The organism is Acinetobacter sp. (assembly GCF_036659555.1).
In the GTDB taxonomy this organism is placed as follows: Bacteria; Pseudomonadota; Gammaproteobacteria; order Pseudomonadales; family Moraxellaceae; genus Acinetobacter.
In genome coordinates this window covers 1-18867 of the sequence record NZ_JAVXCI010000019.1, presented here as the reverse complement: position 1 = coordinate 18867, position 18867 = coordinate 1, and the positions used below count along the sequence as shown (strand labels likewise).

Annotated in this window: 17 protein-coding genes and 1 riboswitch; of the genes, 10 read left to right on the top strand and 7 right to left on the bottom strand. The window is 54.3% G+C overall.

The genetic code is table 11. The features are described 5' to 3' along the window. The first annotated feature begins 42 nt into the window (after positions 1-42). Positions 43-816, top strand: coding sequence for an IclR family transcriptional regulator (locus RSA72_RS04295; RefSeq protein ID WP_332621674.1), 774 nt, complete (start codon positions 43-45; stop codon positions 814-816). Between the two features lie 539 nt (positions 817-1355). On the opposite strand, the gene phoU is transcribed toward RSA72_RS04295, so the two are convergent. Then, positions 1356-2075: a phosphate signaling complex protein PhoU gene (gene phoU, locus RSA72_RS04290; protein ID WP_332621676.1), complete on the bottom strand. Its 720-nt coding sequence runs from the start codon at positions 2073-2075 to the stop codon at positions 1356-1358. A gap of 236 nt (positions 2076-2311) precedes the next feature. On the opposite strand from phoU, the gene RSA72_RS04285 reads away from it, so the two are divergent. The 6 genes from RSA72_RS04285 (at position 2312) to gluQRS (ending at position 8786) form a co-directional block, all read left to right on the top strand. Then, complete coding sequence (locus RSA72_RS04285; RefSeq protein ID WP_332621677.1) at positions 2312-3352, top strand: hypothetical protein; 1041 nt, start codon at positions 2312-2314, stop codon at positions 3350-3352. A gap of 103 nt (positions 3353-3455) precedes the next feature. Continuing rightward, positions 3456-3584, top strand: a riboswitch (TPP riboswitch). A 124-nt stretch (positions 3585-3708) separates the two neighbouring features. Continuing rightward, a complete protein-coding gene (gene thiC, locus RSA72_RS04280) occupies positions 3709-5604 on the top strand; it encodes a phosphomethylpyrimidine synthase ThiC (RefSeq protein ID WP_332621678.1) in 1896 nt (631 codons plus the stop codon). 84 nt (positions 5605-5688) lie between these two features. Continuing rightward, on the top strand, positions 5689-6309 hold the full coding sequence (locus RSA72_RS04275) for an NUDIX domain-containing protein (RefSeq protein WP_332621679.1): 621 nt from the start codon (positions 5689-5691) through the stop codon (positions 6307-6309). Between the two features lie 10 nt (positions 6310-6319). Then, a complete protein-coding gene (cpdA, locus tag RSA72_RS04270) occupies positions 6320-7129 on the top strand; it encodes a 3',5'-cyclic-AMP phosphodiesterase (protein WP_443098253.1) in 810 nt (269 codons plus the stop codon). A 209-nt stretch (positions 7130-7338) separates the two neighbouring features. Beyond that, positions 7339-7863 carry an RNA polymerase-binding protein DksA gene (dksA, locus tag RSA72_RS04265; RefSeq protein WP_332621682.1) on the top strand — a complete coding sequence of 175 codons (525 nt, stop codon included), beginning with the start codon at positions 7339-7341 and terminating at the stop codon, positions 7861-7863. A gap of 2 nt (positions 7864-7865) precedes the next feature. Continuing rightward, a complete protein-coding gene (gene gluQRS / locus RSA72_RS04260; RefSeq protein WP_332621684.1) occupies positions 7866-8786 on the top strand; it encodes a tRNA glutamyl-Q(34) synthetase GluQRS in 921 nt (306 codons plus the stop codon). Here the strand turns inward: gluQRS and RSA72_RS04255 are convergent. The 6 genes from RSA72_RS04255 to RSA72_RS04230 form a co-directional block, all read right to left on the bottom strand. Next, positions 8781-10103: an MATE family Na+-driven efflux transporter gene (locus tag RSA72_RS04255; RefSeq protein WP_332632793.1), complete on the bottom strand. Its 1323-nt coding sequence runs from the start codon at positions 10101-10103 to the stop codon at positions 8781-8783. The genes gluQRS and RSA72_RS04255 overlap by 6 nt on opposite strands. A 105-nt stretch (positions 10104-10208) precedes the next feature. Continuing rightward, positions 10209-11405, bottom strand: a complete 1197-nt coding sequence (gene ftsW, locus RSA72_RS04250; RefSeq protein ID WP_332622066.1) for a putative lipid II flippase FtsW — start codon at positions 11403-11405, stop codon at positions 10209-10211. A 21-nt stretch (positions 11406-11426) separates the two neighbouring features. Further along, a complete protein-coding gene (gene murD / locus RSA72_RS04245) occupies positions 11427-12773 on the bottom strand; it encodes a UDP-N-acetylmuramoyl-L-alanine--D-glutamate ligase (protein WP_332622065.1) in 1347 nt (448 codons plus the stop codon). A gap of 162 nt (positions 12774-12935) precedes the next feature. Beyond that, on the bottom strand, positions 12936-13187 hold the full coding sequence (locus tag RSA72_RS04240) for a DUF6587 family protein (protein ID WP_332622064.1): 252 nt from the start codon (positions 13185-13187) through the stop codon (positions 12936-12938). Positions 13188-13221: 34 nt separating this feature from the next. Continuing rightward, positions 13222-15075 (bottom strand): ferrous iron transporter B, encoded by a 1854-nt coding sequence (gene feoB, locus RSA72_RS04235; RefSeq protein WP_332622063.1) that lies wholly within the window; start codon positions 15073-15075, stop codon positions 13222-13224. After that, positions 15072-15329, bottom strand: a complete 258-nt coding sequence (locus RSA72_RS04230) for a FeoA family protein (protein WP_332622062.1) — start codon at positions 15327-15329, stop codon at positions 15072-15074. The genes feoB and RSA72_RS04230 overlap by 4 nt, the downstream gene beginning before the upstream one ends. A gap of 175 nt (positions 15330-15504) precedes the next feature. On the opposite strand from RSA72_RS04230, the gene xerD reads away from it, so the two are divergent. From xerD to RSA72_RS04215, 3 genes are all read left to right on the top strand, one after another. Further along, the gene (gene xerD / locus RSA72_RS04225) at positions 15505-16422 is read left to right on the top strand and encodes a site-specific tyrosine recombinase XerD (RefSeq protein WP_332622061.1); all 918 of its coding nucleotides are present in this window, start codon (positions 15505-15507) and stop codon (positions 16420-16422) included. Between the two features lie 96 nt (positions 16423-16518). After that, positions 16519-17334, top strand: coding sequence for a DsbC family protein (locus RSA72_RS04220; protein ID WP_332622059.1), 816 nt, complete (start codon positions 16519-16521; stop codon positions 17332-17334). Positions 17335-17458: 124 nt separating this feature from the next. Beyond that, positions 17459-18763 (top strand): homoserine dehydrogenase, encoded by a 1305-nt coding sequence (locus RSA72_RS04215; protein WP_332632791.1) that lies wholly within the window; start codon positions 17459-17461, stop codon positions 18761-18763. Positions 18764-18867 lie beyond the last annotated feature (104 nt).

Genomic DNA, 18867 nt, shown 5'->3' with positions numbered 1-18867 from the left:
GTATAGAAAATTTTGACTTTTGTGTTAACCAAGCAGGTTTATATGGCGCTTTCCAGTTTTGGTAAAATTCTCACGGTCTTGGATTTATTTTCCCTGTCCCGCCCAGTGATTAATGTCGACATCATCAGTGAGGAGCTGAGCCTTTCCAAGCCGACCAGCTACCGCTACCTTAAAGAGCTGGTTTCAGCAGAACTGCTGCAGCGCCTGAGCGGCACCTCCGGCGACTATACGCTGGGTTCAAAAATTGCGGTCTTGGACTACATTTCCCGCACCACAGACCCGCTGGTGCAGATCAGCATTCCGTTCATGCGCAATATTGTCGAACGCACGGAATTTTCCTGCCTGCTGACGCAGTTAAATCATGATTCATGCATTGACCTGCATGATGAAGTCTTCAAGAACACGCCGCTGCTGTCTTACGGACGCGGCTGCCCGCGCCCGGTTTATATCGGCTCATCGGCAAAAACCATGCTGTCCCACCTGCCGAAGCCCGGCCTGCTGGACTATTACCGGCGCTATGCGCTGCAGCTGGCGCAAACCGGCTTTGCTGGCGATGAAGCTGATTTTCTGGCGGCAATGAAAAAAATCAAAAAGCAGGGCTATTATTTTTCCAATGGCGAGCTCGACCCGAATGTCGCCGGGGTCTCTGTGCCGGTTAAGTTTTCCAGCAAAGCGCCGCCGCTGGCTTTAACCCTGCTGGCTTCCAGAAACCGCTTTGAATTTGTCAATCTGCAGAAACTGATTGAAATCCTGCAGGAAAATTCCGCGCTGATTGAGAAGAAGTTTATGGCTTTGCCGGAAAATCAGGAAGGCTGAACGCTTCCGCTGCAGGGCCGTGATAAAAAACCGGACAGCACCAGCATTGCTGCCCCATAGCTGAGTAAAGGAAACTCCGGATACGCGGGTGCGGCATGAATGCCGCACGTTGCCCATCCCTTGCGCTGCATTTTAAAGCAGTGCTTAAAACTGGCTCAGGATGCCGTGTATGGGCAACAAAAGACTTTTGTTTTACTTTGGGTCTTTCCAAAGTAAAATCTTGCCTACACAAAGGCATTGAAACTTTCTAAAGCAAAAATGAGGCAGTGCAAGCATCATCGTTAATTGCCGAGATAGTTAACGCGACTAAAATCCAGTGCAATCATATTTTATGCAATTATGCACAAAACAGACTGTAGAGCTTAGCTATATATATTTGTTTTTAATTTATATTTTTTTAAAACTATACTATGACAGTGCAGGCGAAAACTTCGGTACAGAGCCGGCAGCATCAATGGCTTTAAAAGAAAAAGCCAGCCCGTTTCCTAACGGGCTGGCTTGACTGCGTTTTTTGCTTAGATTTGCATCTCAGCGCATCATCAGCGCTGCACTTTCAGCTCAATTTCTTCCACGCTGGTGTGGCGCACATCCAGGCCTTTCACCATATAAATCACCTGCTCGGAAATATTGCGCGCATGGTCGCCGATGCGCTCCAGAGAGCGCAGCACCCAAAGCACATTCATCACCCGGGTAATATGGCGCGGGTCTTCAATCATATAAGTCATCAGCGTGCGGGTTGCAGACTGGTATTCGCGGTCAATGTCGGCATCCGCCAGCAGCACTTTCAGCGCCTGATCAACGTCTAAACGCGCAAAGGCGTCCAAAGCGTCATGAATCATCACCCGCACCTGATTGCCGATATGGCGGGTTTCCATATAGCCGCGCGGCGAACCGCCCTCTTCGCACAGGCTTTGCGCAATGCGGGCAATTTTGGCCGCTTCGTCGCCGATGCGCTCCAAGTCGGTATTGGCTTTGGACATGGCGATCACCATGCGCAAGTCAATCGCGGCAGGATGGCGGCGCGCCAGAATCAGCGTCAGCGCCTCATCAATTTCAGTTTCATAGCGGTTAACCGTATTGTCCTGAAACTGCACATCAACCGCCATGGAAACATCTGTATCCAGCAGCGCATGAATGGCGTTCGCCACCTGCTGCTCAACCAGGCCGCCCATGGTCATGAATTTGGTGTTCACATCCTGCATATCCTCATTAAATTGCGAAGAAATATGGTGGCTCAGCACAGGATTATTTGGACTCACAGGACGCACTCCACAGCAGCAGATTAAGACAAATTTTTAAGCGGATATTAAAGCACATCCATTATGAAAGTTTGATGACGGCTGAATTTTTCTTTGCCGCCGCTTCAGCTCCCCGGCTGCGCTGGCCATGCTCACAGCGCTGTAACAAACAACTGCACAATACTCAACAGTACGGCGCAATTCCAGCGATAGAATAGCAGCATTATCAGACCTATATTGCCCTATTTGATTGCCGGATGCCTGTGCCAAAGATTTTTTCTTCCGCCGCAAAGCTCAGCTTTGCCTGTTCCTGCCTGCTTCTGACGGCAGGCTGCCAGCAGCAGCCTGAGCCGCAGCCTGCAAAGGAGCAGCTGGCCAGCGTGAATGTTCAGCATGAAACGGCTGACCTTTCCCTGCTGTGCCAAAAGCTCGAAGAAGATATGCAGGAAATCAGCAATCAGCGCACAGCCTTTGCCTTGGAGCAGATCAATCAGGATTTGAAAGTCTGCCTGCCTTTGCAGGATTTAGCCCAGCAGCGCCGCCTGCTGCAGCGCTCCAATGCCATGTATCAGCGCTTTCTGCATGTCGGGCGCAGCCCGGTGCAGCAGCTGGCATTTGAACAGTACGCCTTTGATATGGCGCAGCATCCGACCATTCAGCAAAGCCATTTTGAGCAGCTGGCCCTGCGTGACCAGTACCTGCTGAAGCATCAGGGGCAGGCTTATGTAGAGCTGATTGACGGCGGCCAAGACGGGCTGCATTACCGGCGCAGCCCGGAATATCTGGCGAAAGTCTTTGCGCCGTACATGCCGGAAGCCGAACGCGTATTTATTGAAAATTTGGCGCAGCAGAATCTGCAGCCGGCTTTCAGGGATCAGTCCCTGCTGATTGATGCGCCGGAAATTGCACGGCGCGCGCTGTTCTGGGAAGACTATGTTCAGGAATACCCGAAAAGCAGCTATATTCAGGATGCGCGGCAGCTGCTGCATCAGTACAAGATATTTTTATTCAAAGGCCTGAAAGATACTCCAGTTTCCAGCAGCTATGCCGGCCGCTTGGACGTGCAGGCCGGCGCAGCCGAAGAAATGCAGCGGATCGCCAAACTGCAGGATTCCGCCCTGGCCCTGCAGGCTGGCCGCTTCCTGCATTTTCTGGAAATGAGCCCGGAACAGCGCCTGCAGGCGGCAGGCGGGCAAAGCGGCCTCAGCCCCTGGCAGCAGCTGGAACTGTATCTGAATTTGCGCAGCCCGGCGCCGCGCTATAGAAAAGACTGCTTCAGCGACGCCGTCTGCCGCTAATCAACACATAATAAACAATTAATATTTAACTATTTTTTAACAAGCATCAGACAAAATCATCCTGCTGACTGTTCTTTAATGCCAGACTGGGCTAAGATTTCAGCACCGCTTGACGGAGCGCGGGTAACAGCCCGCTGAGATCGCCTAAATTCTGAATGTGCAGGGTTTGATGGCGAGTACCGTTGAACCTGATCAGGTTAAGACCTGCGTAGGAATCAAGCCATCTGAAAGCCTAGAGCTTCCGATTGATCTGCTCCGCTGCCGCTCCCCAAACCGGCTGAAGGCTTCAGCAGAACAATCCGCCAGGGTTTCCGGCCACGCTTGATTCGCTGATGACATTCATAAGGATCATTGCAATGAACCAGTTAACGAATCTTTCCTCAAATGATCTGTCTGCTCAGCATGAGCAAGACGCCAAAGATCTGACCCGCATTCTGCCCGCTTCATCCAAAGTGTATATCCAAGGCTCGCGCCCGGACATTCAGGTGCCAATGCGCGAAATTGCGCTGACCGATACCCCGACAGGCTTGGGCGGCGAAAAAAACCTGCCGCTGATGGTGTATGACACTTCCGGCGTTTACACCGACCCGAAAGTGGCAATTGACCTGAATAAAGGCCTGCCGAATGTGCGCGAAAGCTGGATTGAAGAGCGCGCGGATACTGAACGCCTGGACACCCTGAGCTCAGCCTTTGGCCAGGAGCGCCTGAAAGACATCCGCACTGCGGAAATCCGCTTTGCGCATATTCAAAAGCCGCGCCGCGCCAAAGCAGGCCAGAATGTCACCCAGATGCACTATGCCAGGCAGGGCATCATCACGCCGGAAATGGAATACATCGCCATCCGCGAAAACCAGCGCCAGCGCGAAGGCGCGGATATGCGCCAGCATGCCGGCCAGAACTTCGGCGCGCGCAACCTGACCGAAATCACCCCGGAATTCGTGCGCAAGGAAATCGCCGAAGGCCGCGCGATTATCCCCGCCAACATCAACCACCCTGAAATTGAGCCGATGATCATCGGGCGCAACTTTCTGGTGAAAATCAACGCCAACATCGGCAACTCGGCGCTGGGCTCTTCAATTGATGAAGAAGTAGCGAAAATGACCTGGGCGACCCGCTGGGGCGCGGACACCATCATGGATCTGTCTACCGGCAGGAATATCCATGAAACCCGCGAATGGATTATCCGCAACTCGCCTGTGCCAATCGGCACCGTGCCGATTTACCAGGCCTTAGAGAAAGTCGACGGCGTGGCCGAAGACCTGACCTGGGAAATCTTCAAAGACACGCTGATTGAGCAGGCCGAGCAAGGCGTGGATTACTTCACCATTCATGCCGGCGTGCTGCTGCGCTACGTGCCGATGACCGCCGGCCGCCTGACCGGGATTGTTTCGCGCGGCGGCTCCATCATGGCGCAGTGGTGCCTGGCGCATCATGAAGAAAACTTCCTGTATACGCATTTTGATGAAATCTGCGAAATCATGAAAGCCTATGACGTGTCGTTCAGCCTCGGCGATGGCCTGCGTCCGGGCTGCATTCAGGACGCCAATGATGAAGCGCAATTCTCGGAACTGCGCACGCTGGGCGAACTGACGCACCGCGCATGGGAGCATGATGTGCAGGTGATGATTGAAGGCCCGGGCCATGTGCCGATGCATATGATCAAGGAAAATATGGATCTGCAGCTGGAAGTCTGCCAGGAAGCGCCGTTCTACACCCTTGGCCCGCTGACCACGGATATTGCGCCGGGCTATGACCACATTACTTCCGCAATCGGCGCAGCCATGATCGGCTGGTACGGCACCGCAATGCTGTGCTATGTGACGCCTAAAGAGCATTTGGGCCTGCCGAATAAAAAAGACGTGAAAGACGGCATCATCACCTATAAAATTGCAGCCCACGCTGCCGATTTGGCCAAAGGCCATCCGGGCGCGCAGGCGCGCGACAATGCCCTGTCTAAAGCGCGTTTTGAGTTCCGCTGGGAAGACCAGTTCAATTTAAGCCTGGATCCGGACACTGCGCGCTCCATGCATGATGAAACCATGCCGAAAGAAGCGCACAAGTCAGCGCATTTCTGCTCCATGTGCGGGCCAAAATTCTGCTCGATGAAAATCACCCAGAATGTCCGGGATTATGCGCAAAATCAAAAGATTGCCGCATCATCAGCCGCAAGCGGCTCAGACATTGACGCCGGCATGGAAGCGATGAAGGCCGCTTATCAGGAACAGGGTCAAAAGCTGTACCATAAAGTGTAACGCTGCAAAAAAAGCGTTTGTGTTCCCTTAAATCTCAGTTAGGATGAAAACAGCCGTTTTCATCCTTTTACTTTTATTAAGCTTATGAATATTATTAAACAAGCTTCCTATAACAATAAAGATTACGCCATTGAAGGGCGTGAACATGTGTTCAGGGGCTTTATTCAGGTGGAAAAAGTCAGCTTGCGCCACCGCCTGTTTGCGCAGGACAGCTGCACGCCGGTGATTCAGCGCGAGCTGATTCACCGCCCCGAAGCCGCCGGCGTGCTGATTTACAGCCACCGGCAGCGGAAATTCGCCCTGATTGAACAGTTCCGGGTTGGCGCGATTGACGATGCCGATTCGCCGTGGCAGCTGGAAATTATCGCCGGGGTGCTGGATGACGATGAATCGCCGGAAAGCTGCATCCGCAGGGAAAGCCTGGAAGAATCCGGCTGCGCGCTGCGCGAACTGCAGCACCTGTTCAGCTTCTACCCTTCCGCCGGCGCATGTTCCGAACTGTTCCACCTGTACGGCGCGCAAGCCGAACTGCCGGAACACGGCGGCGTTTTCGGCATGCCGGACGAAGGTGAAAACATTCAGCTGCATATTCTGAATTATGCTGACCTGCCTCAGCTGCTGGCCAGCGGCCGATTAAAGAACGCGCCTGTCATTATGGCCTTGCAATGGCTGCAGCAGGAAATTCATACTATAAAGAATGTCTAAGGAGCAGGACATGCCTTTGCTGATGAATACAGAAATACCGCCGGACTGGACCATCATCCAGATCTCAGACACACATCTCATGGATCAGGAAGACCTTGAGTTTGCCGGAATGAATCCGGAACAGAGCTTCCGCGATGTCATGGCGCATATCACGCAGCGCTTTTCATCCATTCACGCCCTTGTGCATACCGGCGACCTGGCGCAGGTGCCGGTTCCGGCCACCTATGCGCGCTACCTGCAGCACATGCAGCAGCAGGACTTTCCGCATTTTCAGGTTCCCGGCAACCATGACGACACCGCGCTTTTCCCCTTTCATCAGCAGCGCGATCAGGCGCATGTGCTCAGCTTCGGCGCATGGCGCATTGTGCTGCTGAACAGCGCCGTCGCAGGCCAGGTCGATGGCTGGGTCGCGCAGCAGCAGCTGCAGCAGCTGGATCAGATTCTGGCGGAACAGGCGGAGCAGCATGTGATCATCGCCTGCCACCATCATCCTTTCGCCATGCAGTCGCGCTGGATTGACCAGCATAAGCTGAAAAATGCCGAACACCTGATGAATGTCATCGCCAAGCACCGCAACGTCAAAGCCGTGCTGTGCGGCCATGTGCATCAGGACTCCAGCAATGAATGGCGCGGCGTGCAGTTTCTGTCCACGCCTTCCACCAGCGTGCAGTTCAAGCCGCGCAGCGACAGCTTTGCGCTGGACCGCTCTGCGCCGGGCTACCGCGTGCTGCATTTGAAGGAAAACGGCGAGTTTTCAACCGAAGTTGTGCGGGTAAAAACCAGCCAGCCTGAAATTAATGTTCAAATTTCAGGTTATTAACTTTTCATTTTGATTTTTTTCCATTAATTTATGGCATCTGATGAAAAAGTGGCAGATCCAATCCACACATCTAAGACTATCTAAATCGAAAAAAAGTCTATATGATGACGGCCCTGCGGGAGCAATCTCCTTGCGCGGGTGGATAAAAAACTTGCATATCACCATATTTTTTGCGTATAGATATATGCATATGATGAGGAATGCCCTATATGGCGAATGACAACCAAAATCAAGTCTTAGATGAACAAGATGCGGCGGATGAGAAATCTGTAAAGCGCGTCCGCAAAGCCAAGCCAAAGGCGTCTGAAGGCGGGTCTACTGCTAGCTTATTTGGTATTGAGCCTTATCAACCGAAGAAAAATGAAGAATACATGTCAGAAGGGCAGCTTGAGCATTTCCGCCGCATTCTGCTGGCATGGAAAGCTGAGCTGATGTCTGAAGTGGACCGCACTTTAAACACCATGCAGGACGAAAATACTGCGCTTCCTGACGTGAATGACCGCGCAACGCAGGAAGAAGAGTTCGCAATTGAATTGCGCACCCGCGACCGCGAACGCAAGCTGATCCGCAAAATTGAGCAGTCGATTGAAGCCATCAAAAATGATGACTACGGCTTCTGCGAAACCTGCGGCATTGAAATTGGCCTGCGCCGCCTGGAAGCGCGCCCGACGGCGACTCTGTGCATTGACTGCAAGACGCTTGCAGAGATCAAAGAGAAGCAGAACAACGGTTAAGCATGCTATCCGGTAATCCTCCCCTGACCCCTTCTTTAATCAAGCAGGGGGACAGCAGGATGGCTTATACGGGCCGGTTTGCGCCATCGCCAACCGGCCCTTTGCATTTTGGCTCTTTAATCACCGCCGTGGCCAGCTACTGCGATGCCCGCGCCCAGCAGGGCAAATGGCTGGTGCGCATTGAAGACACCGACATTCCCCGCATTTATCCCGGCAGCGAAGATCATATCCTGCGTTCAATTGACGCCTTTCAGCTGGAACCGGACGCGGAAATCATCTTTCAGAAAGACCGCCTTGAAATCTATGAATCCGTCATTGAGCAGCTGCATCAGCAGGGCTGGGTTTACGCCTGCCAGTGCACCCGCAAAATGCTCGGCTCCAACCATATCTATGCCGGCACCTGCCGCAATTCAGCCCTGCCTTTCGCGGGCCAAGCCATCCGCGTTAAAGTAGATGATCAGGAAATCTGCTTTGCAGACCGCCTGCAGGGCCGGCACTGCTCCAACCTGCAGCGGGACTTAGGCGACTTTGTGCTGAAGCGCCGTGACGGCATCATCAATTACCAGCTGGCGGTCACGGTTGATGACTGCCTGCAGGGCATGACCCATGTGGTGCGCGGCGCCGACCTTCTGGACAATACCGAGCGCCAGATCTGGCTGGGCCGGCTGCTCGGCTGCCCGGAGCTGCAGTATATGCACCTGCCTCTGGCCATGAATGATCAGGGCCAGAAGCTGTCCAAGCAGAATATGGCGCAGGCGCTGGATTTAACTCAGGCGCCGCAGCTGCTGCAGCAGGCAATTGCAGCGCTTGGCCAGCCTCCTGTAGAAATAGCCCAGCCGCGTGAAATGCTGGCGCAGGCAGCCAGCCAGTGGCAGATTCAGCGGATTCCTCAAGGCACGCGGATTCAAGGAATATTCTTATGATTTCGGCGCCAGGGCAGGCAGCCGGTTTTGCTGGCGCCGCAGCCTCAAATACTGCGCAAACGTCAGACAGCTGTCCAGAATCAGGCTCAGTCCAAAAATCAGCAGGATGTTCTGCAGGCTCAGCGTGATCAGCCCCATCCCGTATAAAATATAGACTGCGCCATAAAATAAGGCATTTACCGCAAGCGTCTGAAATAAGATTAAATCAATGCGCCCGATGCCGTAAAAATACTGATCCAGCACGCTGTTCCATGCAAACAGCGCATAGCAGCCGCTCATCCATACCGCCATTTGCGCTATCTGCCGGGCATGTTCAGCGCCCAGCACATGCTGGATAAAGCTTTCCCACCAGGGCATCGTCAGCAGCCAGACAGCAATAACGCCAGCAACCAAAAGCAGATATGCGCGGACTTTCGCCGCGCTTAATGCCTGATGAACCGCAGCATCCTGCTTGGCCAGCTGCGCGACCGCCAAAACCGGCAGCAGCAGCCATCCCCAGATAAACTGGTTCATCAGCCAGAAATCCCCTGAACGCTCGGCCATATTGAGCATTTTTAAAATGATCAGGGCAAATACCGCATTGCGGATCAATGATTCTATGCCTGAAACGGCTGCTTTTCTGCAGTAATCCCGGATCCAGCCGCTATTGCTGAATTTAAGCTGCGCGAAGCGCACCCCTTGGGCATAAATCACCGCAAATGAAATGCAGGCAAGAATCAGATGAACAGCAAGATTGCAGAGGGCAACGCCTGTCAGCCCCAGCTGCAGTGAAAAATTCAGGGAACTGACCAGAACGCTGTCCAGAATCAGGATCAGCCCGCTGTGCAGCAGCAGCAGCAGGTAGAGGAATTTCTGATGATTCTGCAGAATCAGAATCAGCTGGCAATAGCTGAACAGGCTGGAAAATAAAACCGCCAGCGCTTCCAGGCGGATGTACTGCACCGTCTGCGCCTGCAGTTCCGGACTTTGGCGCATAAACTTTACCGCCTCAGGCGCGCAGAGTAAAAACAGCAGCGTTGCCCCCAAGTAGGCTGCGGCAAACAGGCTTAAAGTCGCCGCGATCCGCCGCCGCCATTCGGCTTTATCCCGAATCACCTGCCCCAGAATAAACGCCAGAGGCAACAGCAGGGCTTCATTCAGCACCTCATACAGCAAAGACACCCATGCCAGCTGAGCTGCAATGCTGAACGCCGCCCCAGCGTCAATCTGCCCGATCCAGTAAATGCGGAACGTTGAATAAAGCAGCGGGATCAGGCTTCCGAGAAGCAGAAACAGCAGCAGCTTATAGTTAATTCCCGCCAATTCCCTCACCAGCATAAACATCCTCTTTTTAGTCCGCTGCAATTGCCGGTTTAAGCCACAAAAAAGCCTGCTGATATGCAGCGATCAGCAGGCTTTGATCTTCCAATATATAAATGCAGCTTAGAAGCTGGATTCCTCTTTGCTTGGATTCACCTGATTGGTCGTGGCTTCAATTTTCAGCACCAGGCTGACCATCACCGCGCACATAATCAAAGACGAGCCGCCGTAGCTGATGAACGGCAGGGTCAGGCCCTTGGTCGGCAGCATGCCCATGTTCATGCCGGCATTCACCAGAATCTGCAGCAGGAAAATAATGCTGATGCCGTAAGCCAGGTAGCCTGCGCGCAGATACTGATGCTTCAGGGCGCGGTGCCCGATTTTAATGCAGCACACCACCATCGTGAAGGACAGCGCCAGCACCGTGGTAATGCCGAAGAAGCCGAACTCTTCGCCCAGAATCGCCAGCATGAAGTCGGTATGCGCCTCCGGCAGGTAGGACATTTTCTGAATGCTGTGGCCCAGGCCGACGCCAAACCATTCGCCGCGCCCAAAGGCCATCAGCGCATTCGACAGCTGGTAGCCGGTGCCCAGCGGGTCAGCCCAGGGATTGGTGAATGACAGCGCGCGCTGCAGGCGGTACGGCTCAAAGACAATCGCCGCGGCCAAGCCGACAATAATGGCTGCCAGAAACGCGATGAACTGAATCGGCGGCGCGCCGGCCAGGAAAAATACCCCCAGAATCATCAGGACAATTACCGCTGTTGCGCCCAGATCCGGCTCCGCCAGAATCAGGCCCACGGTGATGATCATGACCGCGCCTAAGCGGAACAGGCCAGACAGGTTGTTGCGCACCTCTTCCGCCCTGCGCACCACATAGTCCGCAGTGAAAATCGCCATCATGACTTTGGCGACTTCGGAAGCCTGCAGGGTAAAGCCGGCGATGCGGATCCAGCGGGTAGAGCCATTGACCTCGGTTCCGGCCACCAGCACCACCGCCAGCAGCCCGATGGTCAGCAGCCACAGCGGGAAGGTATTGTTGAACCACACATTCATCGGCACTTTATAGGCCAGGAATGCAGCAATGCAGGCCACCAGAATGGAAATGCCGTGGCGCGTCACATAGTGAAAGGCATTTTCATGCAGGCGGTCCGCATAGGGCATGGATGCCGAAGCCACCATGATTGAGCCCAGGCACAGCAGGGCCAAAACGCAGAAGATCAGCACATTGCGCATATTGACTTCGGCAGGGAGCTTGGGCGCCCACCGGCCGTAGGCTTCGTTTATTTTACTTATGGTCGTCTGAGCTAACCCAGCCATACAACTTTCCTTATCGTTCTTTTAAACCAGTACATTGACGCAATCAACAAACTGCTGACCGCGCTCACTGTAACCTTTAAACATATCAAAACTTGCGCATGCCGGAGACAGCAGCACGACGTCATCCGCCTGCGCATGCTGCCGGCAGAGCTCCACCGCCTGCTGCAATGATTCCGCATGCAGCAGTTCCACTGTTCCCGCAACGGCCTTTTCAATAATTGGCCGGTCTTCACCGATCAGCACCGCAGCTTTGGCATATTTGCTGAGCGATGCACGCAGCGCGCTGAAGTCCTGCCCTTTGCCCTGCCCGCCCAGAATAATCACCACTTTGCCGCCTTTGGCTTCAATGGCGGCGCCTAAGCCGTCAAGCGCAGCCAGCGTCGCGCCGATATTGGTGCCTTTCGAGTCGTTGTAATAGCGCACGCCGTGCAGCTCTTTGACGAATTCGCAGCGGTGCTCCAAGCCTTTGAAGGTCTTCAGGGTTTCCAGCATGCTGTGCAAAGGCAGGCCAATCGCTTCACCCAAGGCCAAGCAGGCCAAGGCGTTCGCCACATTGTGCGTGCCTTGAATGTACATCTCTGAGCTTTTCAGCAGGCGCTCGCGGCCGCGCGCCAGCCACATGGTGCCGTCGTCATCCCTTAAAACGCCGTACTGATTAAGATCCGGCGCATTCAGGCCAAAGCTCTGCATCGGCGTTGCATCCGGCACCAGAGGGCGGGTCAGCGAGTCATCACGGTTAAATACCACTTTTTTCACGCCCTGAAAGATGCGGTGCTTGGCGGTGTGGTAGCCCATCATGTCGCCATGGCGGTCTAAATGGTCTTCACTCATGTTCAGCACGACAGCCACTTCGGCTGCCAGATTTGAAGTGGTTTCCAGCTGAAAGCTCGACAGCTCCAGCACATACAGATCCGGATCATCCTTGATTAAATCCAGCGCCGGACGGCCCAAGTTGCCGCCGACAGCTGCTTTTCTGCCCGCATCTTCGGCCATCAGGCCAAACAGCGTGGTGACGGTGCTTTTGGCATTGGAGCCGGTAATCGCGACAATCGGCTTGTCTGTGGCGCGGCGCAGAATCTGAATTTCGCTGACCACTGGAATGCCTTTGGCGATGGCGGCCTGAATTTCAGGAAGCTTCGGGTCCAGCCCCGGGCTGATGACAATTTCATCGGCCTGCAGCAGCAGCTCTTCATCCAGCCTGCCGAAGCTGGTCTGCACCGCAGCGGGGATTTGATCATGGCCCGGCGGGGTTTGCCGTGAATCTGTTGCTGCAACGCGGTAGCCTTGCGCATGCAGGAAATTAACCGCGGCGACACCTGAAATTCCAAGTCCGGCAACGACCTTTAAACCACCACGCTGTATTAACATTTTTGCCCCATTTTATGGTCTGTCTTTAAAACTGACAAAATGTTAGCACTTTGCTGTTTTGAATGCTTTTTCAGTTTTGACTTTCTGGCGGTTTTTTTGTGTCAGCGCGTAAAAAAACCGTCATAAAAATGACGGTTTGCAGTTTTTCATCGGCAGCGGATTTTATTTCCACTTCACCGCCTGCACTTTAGGCTTTTTTTCGGCAGCATTGTCAGAGGCCGCGCAGCCGCAGCCCCCGCCGCATCCGGCCGCGGCTGCCGGCTTCAGCCATTTGGCCAAAGCTGTCCAGCCTTGCCTTGCGCTGGCGTCTGAGAGCTGCGTAAAGGCGGAAGCCGCGGTTTTCGGAAACACCTTCTTAAACACCACGGCAACGCTCCAGATCACCAGTGCAGCCACTATTAGAATTTCAATCATTGCAGTCCCCTCTCATGCGGCTTTCGCGGAAAAATCAGCCGAAGTAATGCGAAGCAATTTGATAGGTCAGGAAAGACATCAAATAGGCCAAGCCGAACAGGTACACGGTCATGAAGCCCACGGTTTTCCATGAACCGGTTTCACGCTTTACTGTGGCCAGCGTGGCCAGGCAGTGCGGCGCATAAATAAACCACACCAGCAGCGACAGGCCTGTCGCGAGCGACCAGCCTAAGTCGCCGCTGCTGATTAAGGTGGACAGGCCCTGTGAAATCGCGTCATCATCGGCCGCTGACAGGGCATATACTGTGCCCAGCGCCGCCACCACCACTTCACGGGCAGCCATGGCGGGAATCAGGGCGATGCAGATCTGCCAGTTGAAGCCCAGCGGGGCAAAAACCGGCTGCATTACATGGCCCAGCATGCCGGCAAATGAATAATCAATCGCCGGCAGCGCTGCGCCTTCCGGCGGCTGCGGGAAAGTGCACAGGAACCACAGCAGAATCGACAGCGCGAAGATAATGCCGCCGACACGCTTTAAGAAAATCTTGGCGCGGTCCAGCAGGCCAATCCAGACGCTTTTCACGTCAGGAAAGCGGTAGCTTGGCAGCTCCATCAGCAGCATATGCTGAGATTTGTCTTTCTGAAAGAATTTCAGCACGAAGGATACCGCCAGCGCGCTGAGAATGCCCGCCATATACAGGCCGAACAGCACCAGGCCCTGCAGGTTGAGCAGGCCCCAGACCATTTTCTGCGGAATAAAGGCAGCAATCAGCAGCGCATACACCGGCAGGCGCGCGGAGCAGGTCATCAGCGGCGCGACAAAAATCGTGGTCAGGCGGTCGCGCGGGTCACTGATGCTGCGGGTCGCCATAATGCCCGGAATGGCGCAGGCAAAGCTGGACAGCAGCGGAATAAAGGCGCGCCCGCTGAGGCCGGCTTTAAACATCAGCTTATCCAGCAGGAAAGCCGCGCGCGGCAGATAGCCCGACTCTTCCAGCACCAGAATAAAGAAGAACAGAATCAGAATCTGCGGCAGGAACACCACCACGCCGCCGGCGCCGGCAATAATCCCGTCCACAATCAGGCTGTTGAGCAGCGGATGCGAAATATGCGGGCCAAGAAATTCGCCCAGCCAGCCAAAGAACGTTTCAATGCCGTCCATAAACGGCGCAGCCCAGGCAAAAACCGCCTGAAAGATCACAAACATCATCAGCGCAAGGCTGACCAAGCCCAGCACCGGATGCAGGAAAATTTTATCCAGAAAATCGGAGCGCTTGTCTTCCTGATCGGCAAAATGCACTACATCCTGCAGCAGGGCCGCAATTTTCTTGTGACTGTCGCCGGTCAGGCCGCTGAGTTCGGTATGCGGCGCCGAATACTTGCCCTGATCCAGCGCATTCATCAGGTTTTCAATGCCTGAATTGCGCACCGCAACCGTTTCCACCACCGGAATGCCGAGGCGCTCCGAGAGTTTCTGAGTATTGATCTGCATGCCGCGGCGGCGCGCTTCATCCATCATGTTCAGCACCAGCAGAATCGGCCGGCCCAGCGCGATCATTTCCAGAACCAGGCCCAGATGCAGCTTTAAGTTGGTGGCGTCAACCACGCACAGGAAAGCATCCTGGCTGCCCTCTTCCGCAATTTTGCCCTGCACTACATCGCGGGTAATCGCTTCATCCGGACTGGTGGCGTCCAGGCTGTAGGTGCCGGGCAAATCCAGCACGCGCACGGCTTTGCCGGACGGCAGGCTGAAGCTGCCGACTTTGCGCTCCACCGTGACCCCTGCATAGTTGGCCACTTTTTGGCGCGTGCCGGTCAAATGGTTGAATAATGATGTTTTACCGCAGTTAGGATTACCGACTAGGGCAATACGCAGCGCCTCAGTCATGCCGGTGCTCCTTCTATTTCTATTTTTTCAGCTTCAGTTTTGCGCAGCGCGAAGCGGGTAAAGCCTATTTGAATTAAAATCGGGTCTCCGCCAAAAATGCCTTTGGTAATCACCTGCACTTTTGTACCTGGTATAAAGCCCAATGTTTCCAAACGGCTCGCCACAACATCAGTCTGGGAGTTTTGGCCATTCCGGATGCGGTGCACCTTTTGAATGATGGCTGACTGCTTGACTTTTAAATCAGATAAACGCACGCGCCTAATCCTAAAAACTTTTATTAAACATTATACAGGCAAATGAGAATAATTACCAAATCAGATTTGATTTCAATTCCCATTCTCCCTGCGCATCGACAGGCCGGGCAAATTGATTTACATTGCATTCAGCCTGGAATTTCCCCTTGGCTGAGCGGATAAAGTTGAAGATTGCATGCTGAATAAAAAGCCCCGTGTCCCGGCCCCAGTCGCCATCCCTGAACAGCTGAGCTTCCTGCAGGGCTTCCGCGACTACTTGATTGCGCAAACGGTCAGCCCGCATACGCGCAACGCCTATTTATCTGATTTAATTCAATGCAGTGCGTACTGCGCCCAGCCCATGCCGGCATGGAGCAGCGATGACGTTTCCGACGTACTTTTAGCGCTGACCCGGCAGGGGAAAAGCCCGCGCTCAATCGCCCGCGCGCTGTCCGCGCTGCGCTCATTTTTTAAATTCCTGCGCGAACAGAAGCTGCGCAGCGACAACCCGGTCAGCGCGCATAAAACCCCGAAGCTGGGGCGCGCCCTGCCCAAGGACCTGTCCGAAGCGGACGTGGAAGCGCTGATTAATGCGCCGGACATCAGCACCGCGCTGGGCCTGCGCGACCGCGCCATGCTGGAGGTGCTGTACGCCTGCGGCCTGCGGGTCACGGAGCTGCTGCATCTGCGCCTGGAGCTGATCAACCTGAAGCAGGGCTATTTGCGCATCGTCGGCAAAGGCAATAAGGAGCGTCTGGTGCCTTTGGGGCAAATGGCCTGCGAATGGGTTGAAAAGTATTTAACTGAAGCCCGCGCAGCCCTGTATAAAACCCCGACGGATTACCTATTCCTCACCCAGCACGGCGGAGTCATGAGCCGGCAGAATTTCTGGTACGCCATCAAGCGCTATGCGCTGCAGGCCAATATTCAGTCCGAGCTGTCGCCGCATACCTTAAGGCATGCCTTTGCCACGCATTTGCTGAATCACGGCGCTGACTTGCGCGTGGTGCAGATGCTGCTGGGGCACAGCGACCTGTCCACCACGCAAATTTACACCCATGTAGCGCAGATCCGCATGCAACAGCTGCACGCCGCCCATCATCCGCGCGCTTAACGGCGCTGAATGCCGGATTAAGAAGTTTTATCGCCCCGGCTTTTTTTTGCTATGCTTACCCACCAGTTTTATAAAGCTAAAACAAAAGGGTTGTTTATGCGATTTACCCGTTCAAACATTTTTACCGCATGTGCGCTTGCTGCCGGACTGGGCTTAAGCGCCTGCTCCAAATCCAATAATGATGCAGAAAAACAGGCGCCGCTCACCGCCAGCGCGCCGGCGACGGGCGAAGCTTCCACCCTTTCTGAACGCAATGCGCAGCAGCGCCTGACCGCCACGCTGCAGGACGGACTGAAAAAAGCCAATATCGGCGCCAAAATTGTCGATGTGAAGCCGACTGAAGTGCCGAACCTGTACTGGGTCAGCCTTGACGGCATGCCTTCAGTTTATGCCACTGCGGACGGCAAATACATTCTGCAGGGTGAAATCGTGCGCCTGGGCGGCAAAGAGCTGTATAACGTCAGCCAGAACCTGCAGGCCGCCAGCAACAAAAAAATCTTTGAACAGCTGAAAGCCGAAGACCTGCTGATTTACAAAGCGCAGGGCAAAACCAAGCATGTAGTCTATGTGTTTACCGACGTCAGCTGCCCTTACTGCCATAAGCTGCATGAGCATATGGATGAAATCAACGGCAAAGGCATTGAAGTGCGCTATATCGCCTGGCCGCGCGGCGAGCAGCATATTCCAATGATGGAAGCCATCTGGTGCAGCGCCGACCGCAAGGCAGCCTTCAGCAAAGGCATTGCCGGCGAACAGATCGCGCCGGCTTCCTGCAGCAGCCCGGTGCGCAGCATGTATGAAATGGGGCTGAATATCGGCGTCAACGGCACACCGGCCATCTACAGCGCTGACGGGGTTTACCTGGGCGGCTACATGGAGCCGGGTGATTTGCTGGAACGCTTAAATAAATAATTTTTATTGATTAAATTACTGTTTTTTATAGATAGCGATAAAGTTGTGAATCTCCTAGAGTCATGGCATTTTTTTAGCTATGATCTAGGTTCGCTTAAAGTTGATGAATATTATGGAGTGTGACGTGAAACCAGTTCGCCTGGCAATCCTCGGTCTTGGTACTGTGGGTGGTGGTGCCCTTAAACTATTAAAAGAAAATGCTGCCGAGATTAAACGTCGCACCGGTCGTGAAATTCAAATTACCCATGTCGGCACGCGCCGCCCGCGCCCGGATCTTGAACTTCCAGCATCGGTCAAGCAAAGCGCTGATTTAATGTCGATTGTGCGCCAGCCGGATGTCGATGTGGTGGTGGAAGTCATGGGCGGCATTCATCCCGCTTACGACGTCATCATGGAAGCGATCAAGCACGGAAAGCAGATTGTCACCGCCAACAAGGCGCTGCTGGCGGAACACGGCAACGAGCTGTTCAAAGCGGCCGATGACCACAAAGTGCAGATTGCCTATGAAGCGGCGGTGGCCGGCGGCATTCCGATTATTAAAGTCATGCGCGAAGGCCTGGCAGCTAACCGGATTGACTGGCTGGCGGGCATCATCAACGGCACAGGCAACTTCATTCTGACCGAAATGCGTGAAAAAGGCCGCGCCTTTGCCGATGTGCTGAAAGAAGCGCAGGAACTGGGCTATGCCGAGGCTGACCCGACTTTTGACGTCGAAGGCATTGACGCAGCCCATAAGCTGACGTTGCTGGCATCCATCGCATTCGGCATTCCGCTGCAGTTTGATAAAGTCTTCACCGAAGGCATCAGCAAAATCACCGCGCAGGACGTGAAATACGCTGAAGACCTCGGCTTCCGCATCAAGCATCTCGGCATTGCGCGCCGCGCCGCCAAAGGCATTGAGCTGCGCGTGCACCCGACCCTGATTCCTGAAGACCAGCTGATCGCCAATGTCAACGGCGTGAAAAATGCGGTGCTGGTGCAGGCCAATGCGGTTGGCCCGACGCTGTATTACGGCGCAGGCGCAGGCGCAGGCCCGACCGCTTCAGCGGTCATTGCCGATGTGGTGGATATTGTCCGCGACATCTCCTATACCGAAGACGGCGCAGGCACTATTCCGCAGCTGGCCTTTGAAGCGCTGACCGATCTGCCGATCCTGTCGCGTGAAGAAATGACCACAGGCTACTACATCCGCATCAACGCTGAAGACCAAACCGGCGTTCTGGCGGATGTCACTACGATTCTCAGCCGCGCCGGCATCAGCATTGACGCCATCATGCAGCAGCCGCGCTTAAAAGACCTGATTCCGATCGTGATTCTGACCGACCCAGTCGTGGAATCAAAAATGGATGAAGCGCTCGCGCAGATTCAGGCCTTGCCGGTCATTCATGGCGAGATTGTGCGAATTCGTTTAGAATCGCTGGATAATTAACCGGGCCGAGGGGGATTTTTCAATGCCCCCTCGCCAAGCTCTATACACCATTGGAACATCATCATGTCGAATGCCAATCGTTATACTGGTTTAGTTGACCGTTA

Coding starts and splice junctions, on each gene's coding strand:
- RSA72_RS04295 (WP_332621674.1), top strand. CDS start 43: ATGGCGCTTTCCAGTTTTGGTAAAATTCTCACGGTCTTGGATTTATTT.
- RSA72_RS04285 (WP_332621677.1), top strand. CDS start 2,312: ATGCCTGTGCCAAAGATTTTTTCTTCCGCCGCAAAGCTCAGCTTTGCC.
- thiC (WP_332621678.1), top strand. CDS start 3,709: ATGAACCAGTTAACGAATCTTTCCTCAAATGATCTGTCTGCTCAGCAT.
- RSA72_RS04275 (WP_332621679.1), top strand. CDS start 5,689: ATGAATATTATTAAACAAGCTTCCTATAACAATAAAGATTACGCCATT.
- cpdA (WP_443098253.1), top strand. CDS start 6,320: ATGCCTTTGCTGATGAATACAGAAATACCGCCGGACTGGACCATCATC.
- dksA (WP_332621682.1), top strand. CDS start 7,339: ATGGCGAATGACAACCAAAATCAAGTCTTAGATGAACAAGATGCGGCG.
- gluQRS (WP_332621684.1), top strand. CDS start 7,866: ATGCTATCCGGTAATCCTCCCCTGACCCCTTCTTTAATCAAGCAGGGG.
- RSA72_RS04255 (WP_332632793.1), bottom strand. CDS start 10,103: ATGCTGGTGAGGGAATTGGCGGGAATTAACTATAAGCTGCTGCTGTTT.
- ftsW (WP_332622066.1), bottom strand. CDS start 11,405: ATGGCTGGGTTAGCTCAGACGACCATAAGTAAAATAAACGAAGCCTAC.
- murD (WP_332622065.1), bottom strand. CDS start 12,773: ATGTTAATACAGCGTGGTGGTTTAAAGGTCGTTGCCGGACTTGGAATT.
- RSA72_RS04240 (WP_332622064.1), bottom strand. CDS start 13,187: ATGATTGAAATTCTAATAGTGGCTGCACTGGTGATCTGGAGCGTTGCC.
- feoB (WP_332622063.1), bottom strand. CDS start 15,075: ATGACTGAGGCGCTGCGTATTGCCCTAGTCGGTAATCCTAACTGCGGT.
- xerD (WP_332622061.1), top strand. CDS start 15,505: ATGCTGAATAAAAAGCCCCGTGTCCCGGCCCCAGTCGCCATCCCTGAA.
- RSA72_RS04220 (WP_332622059.1), top strand. CDS start 16,519: ATGCGATTTACCCGTTCAAACATTTTTACCGCATGTGCGCTTGCTGCC.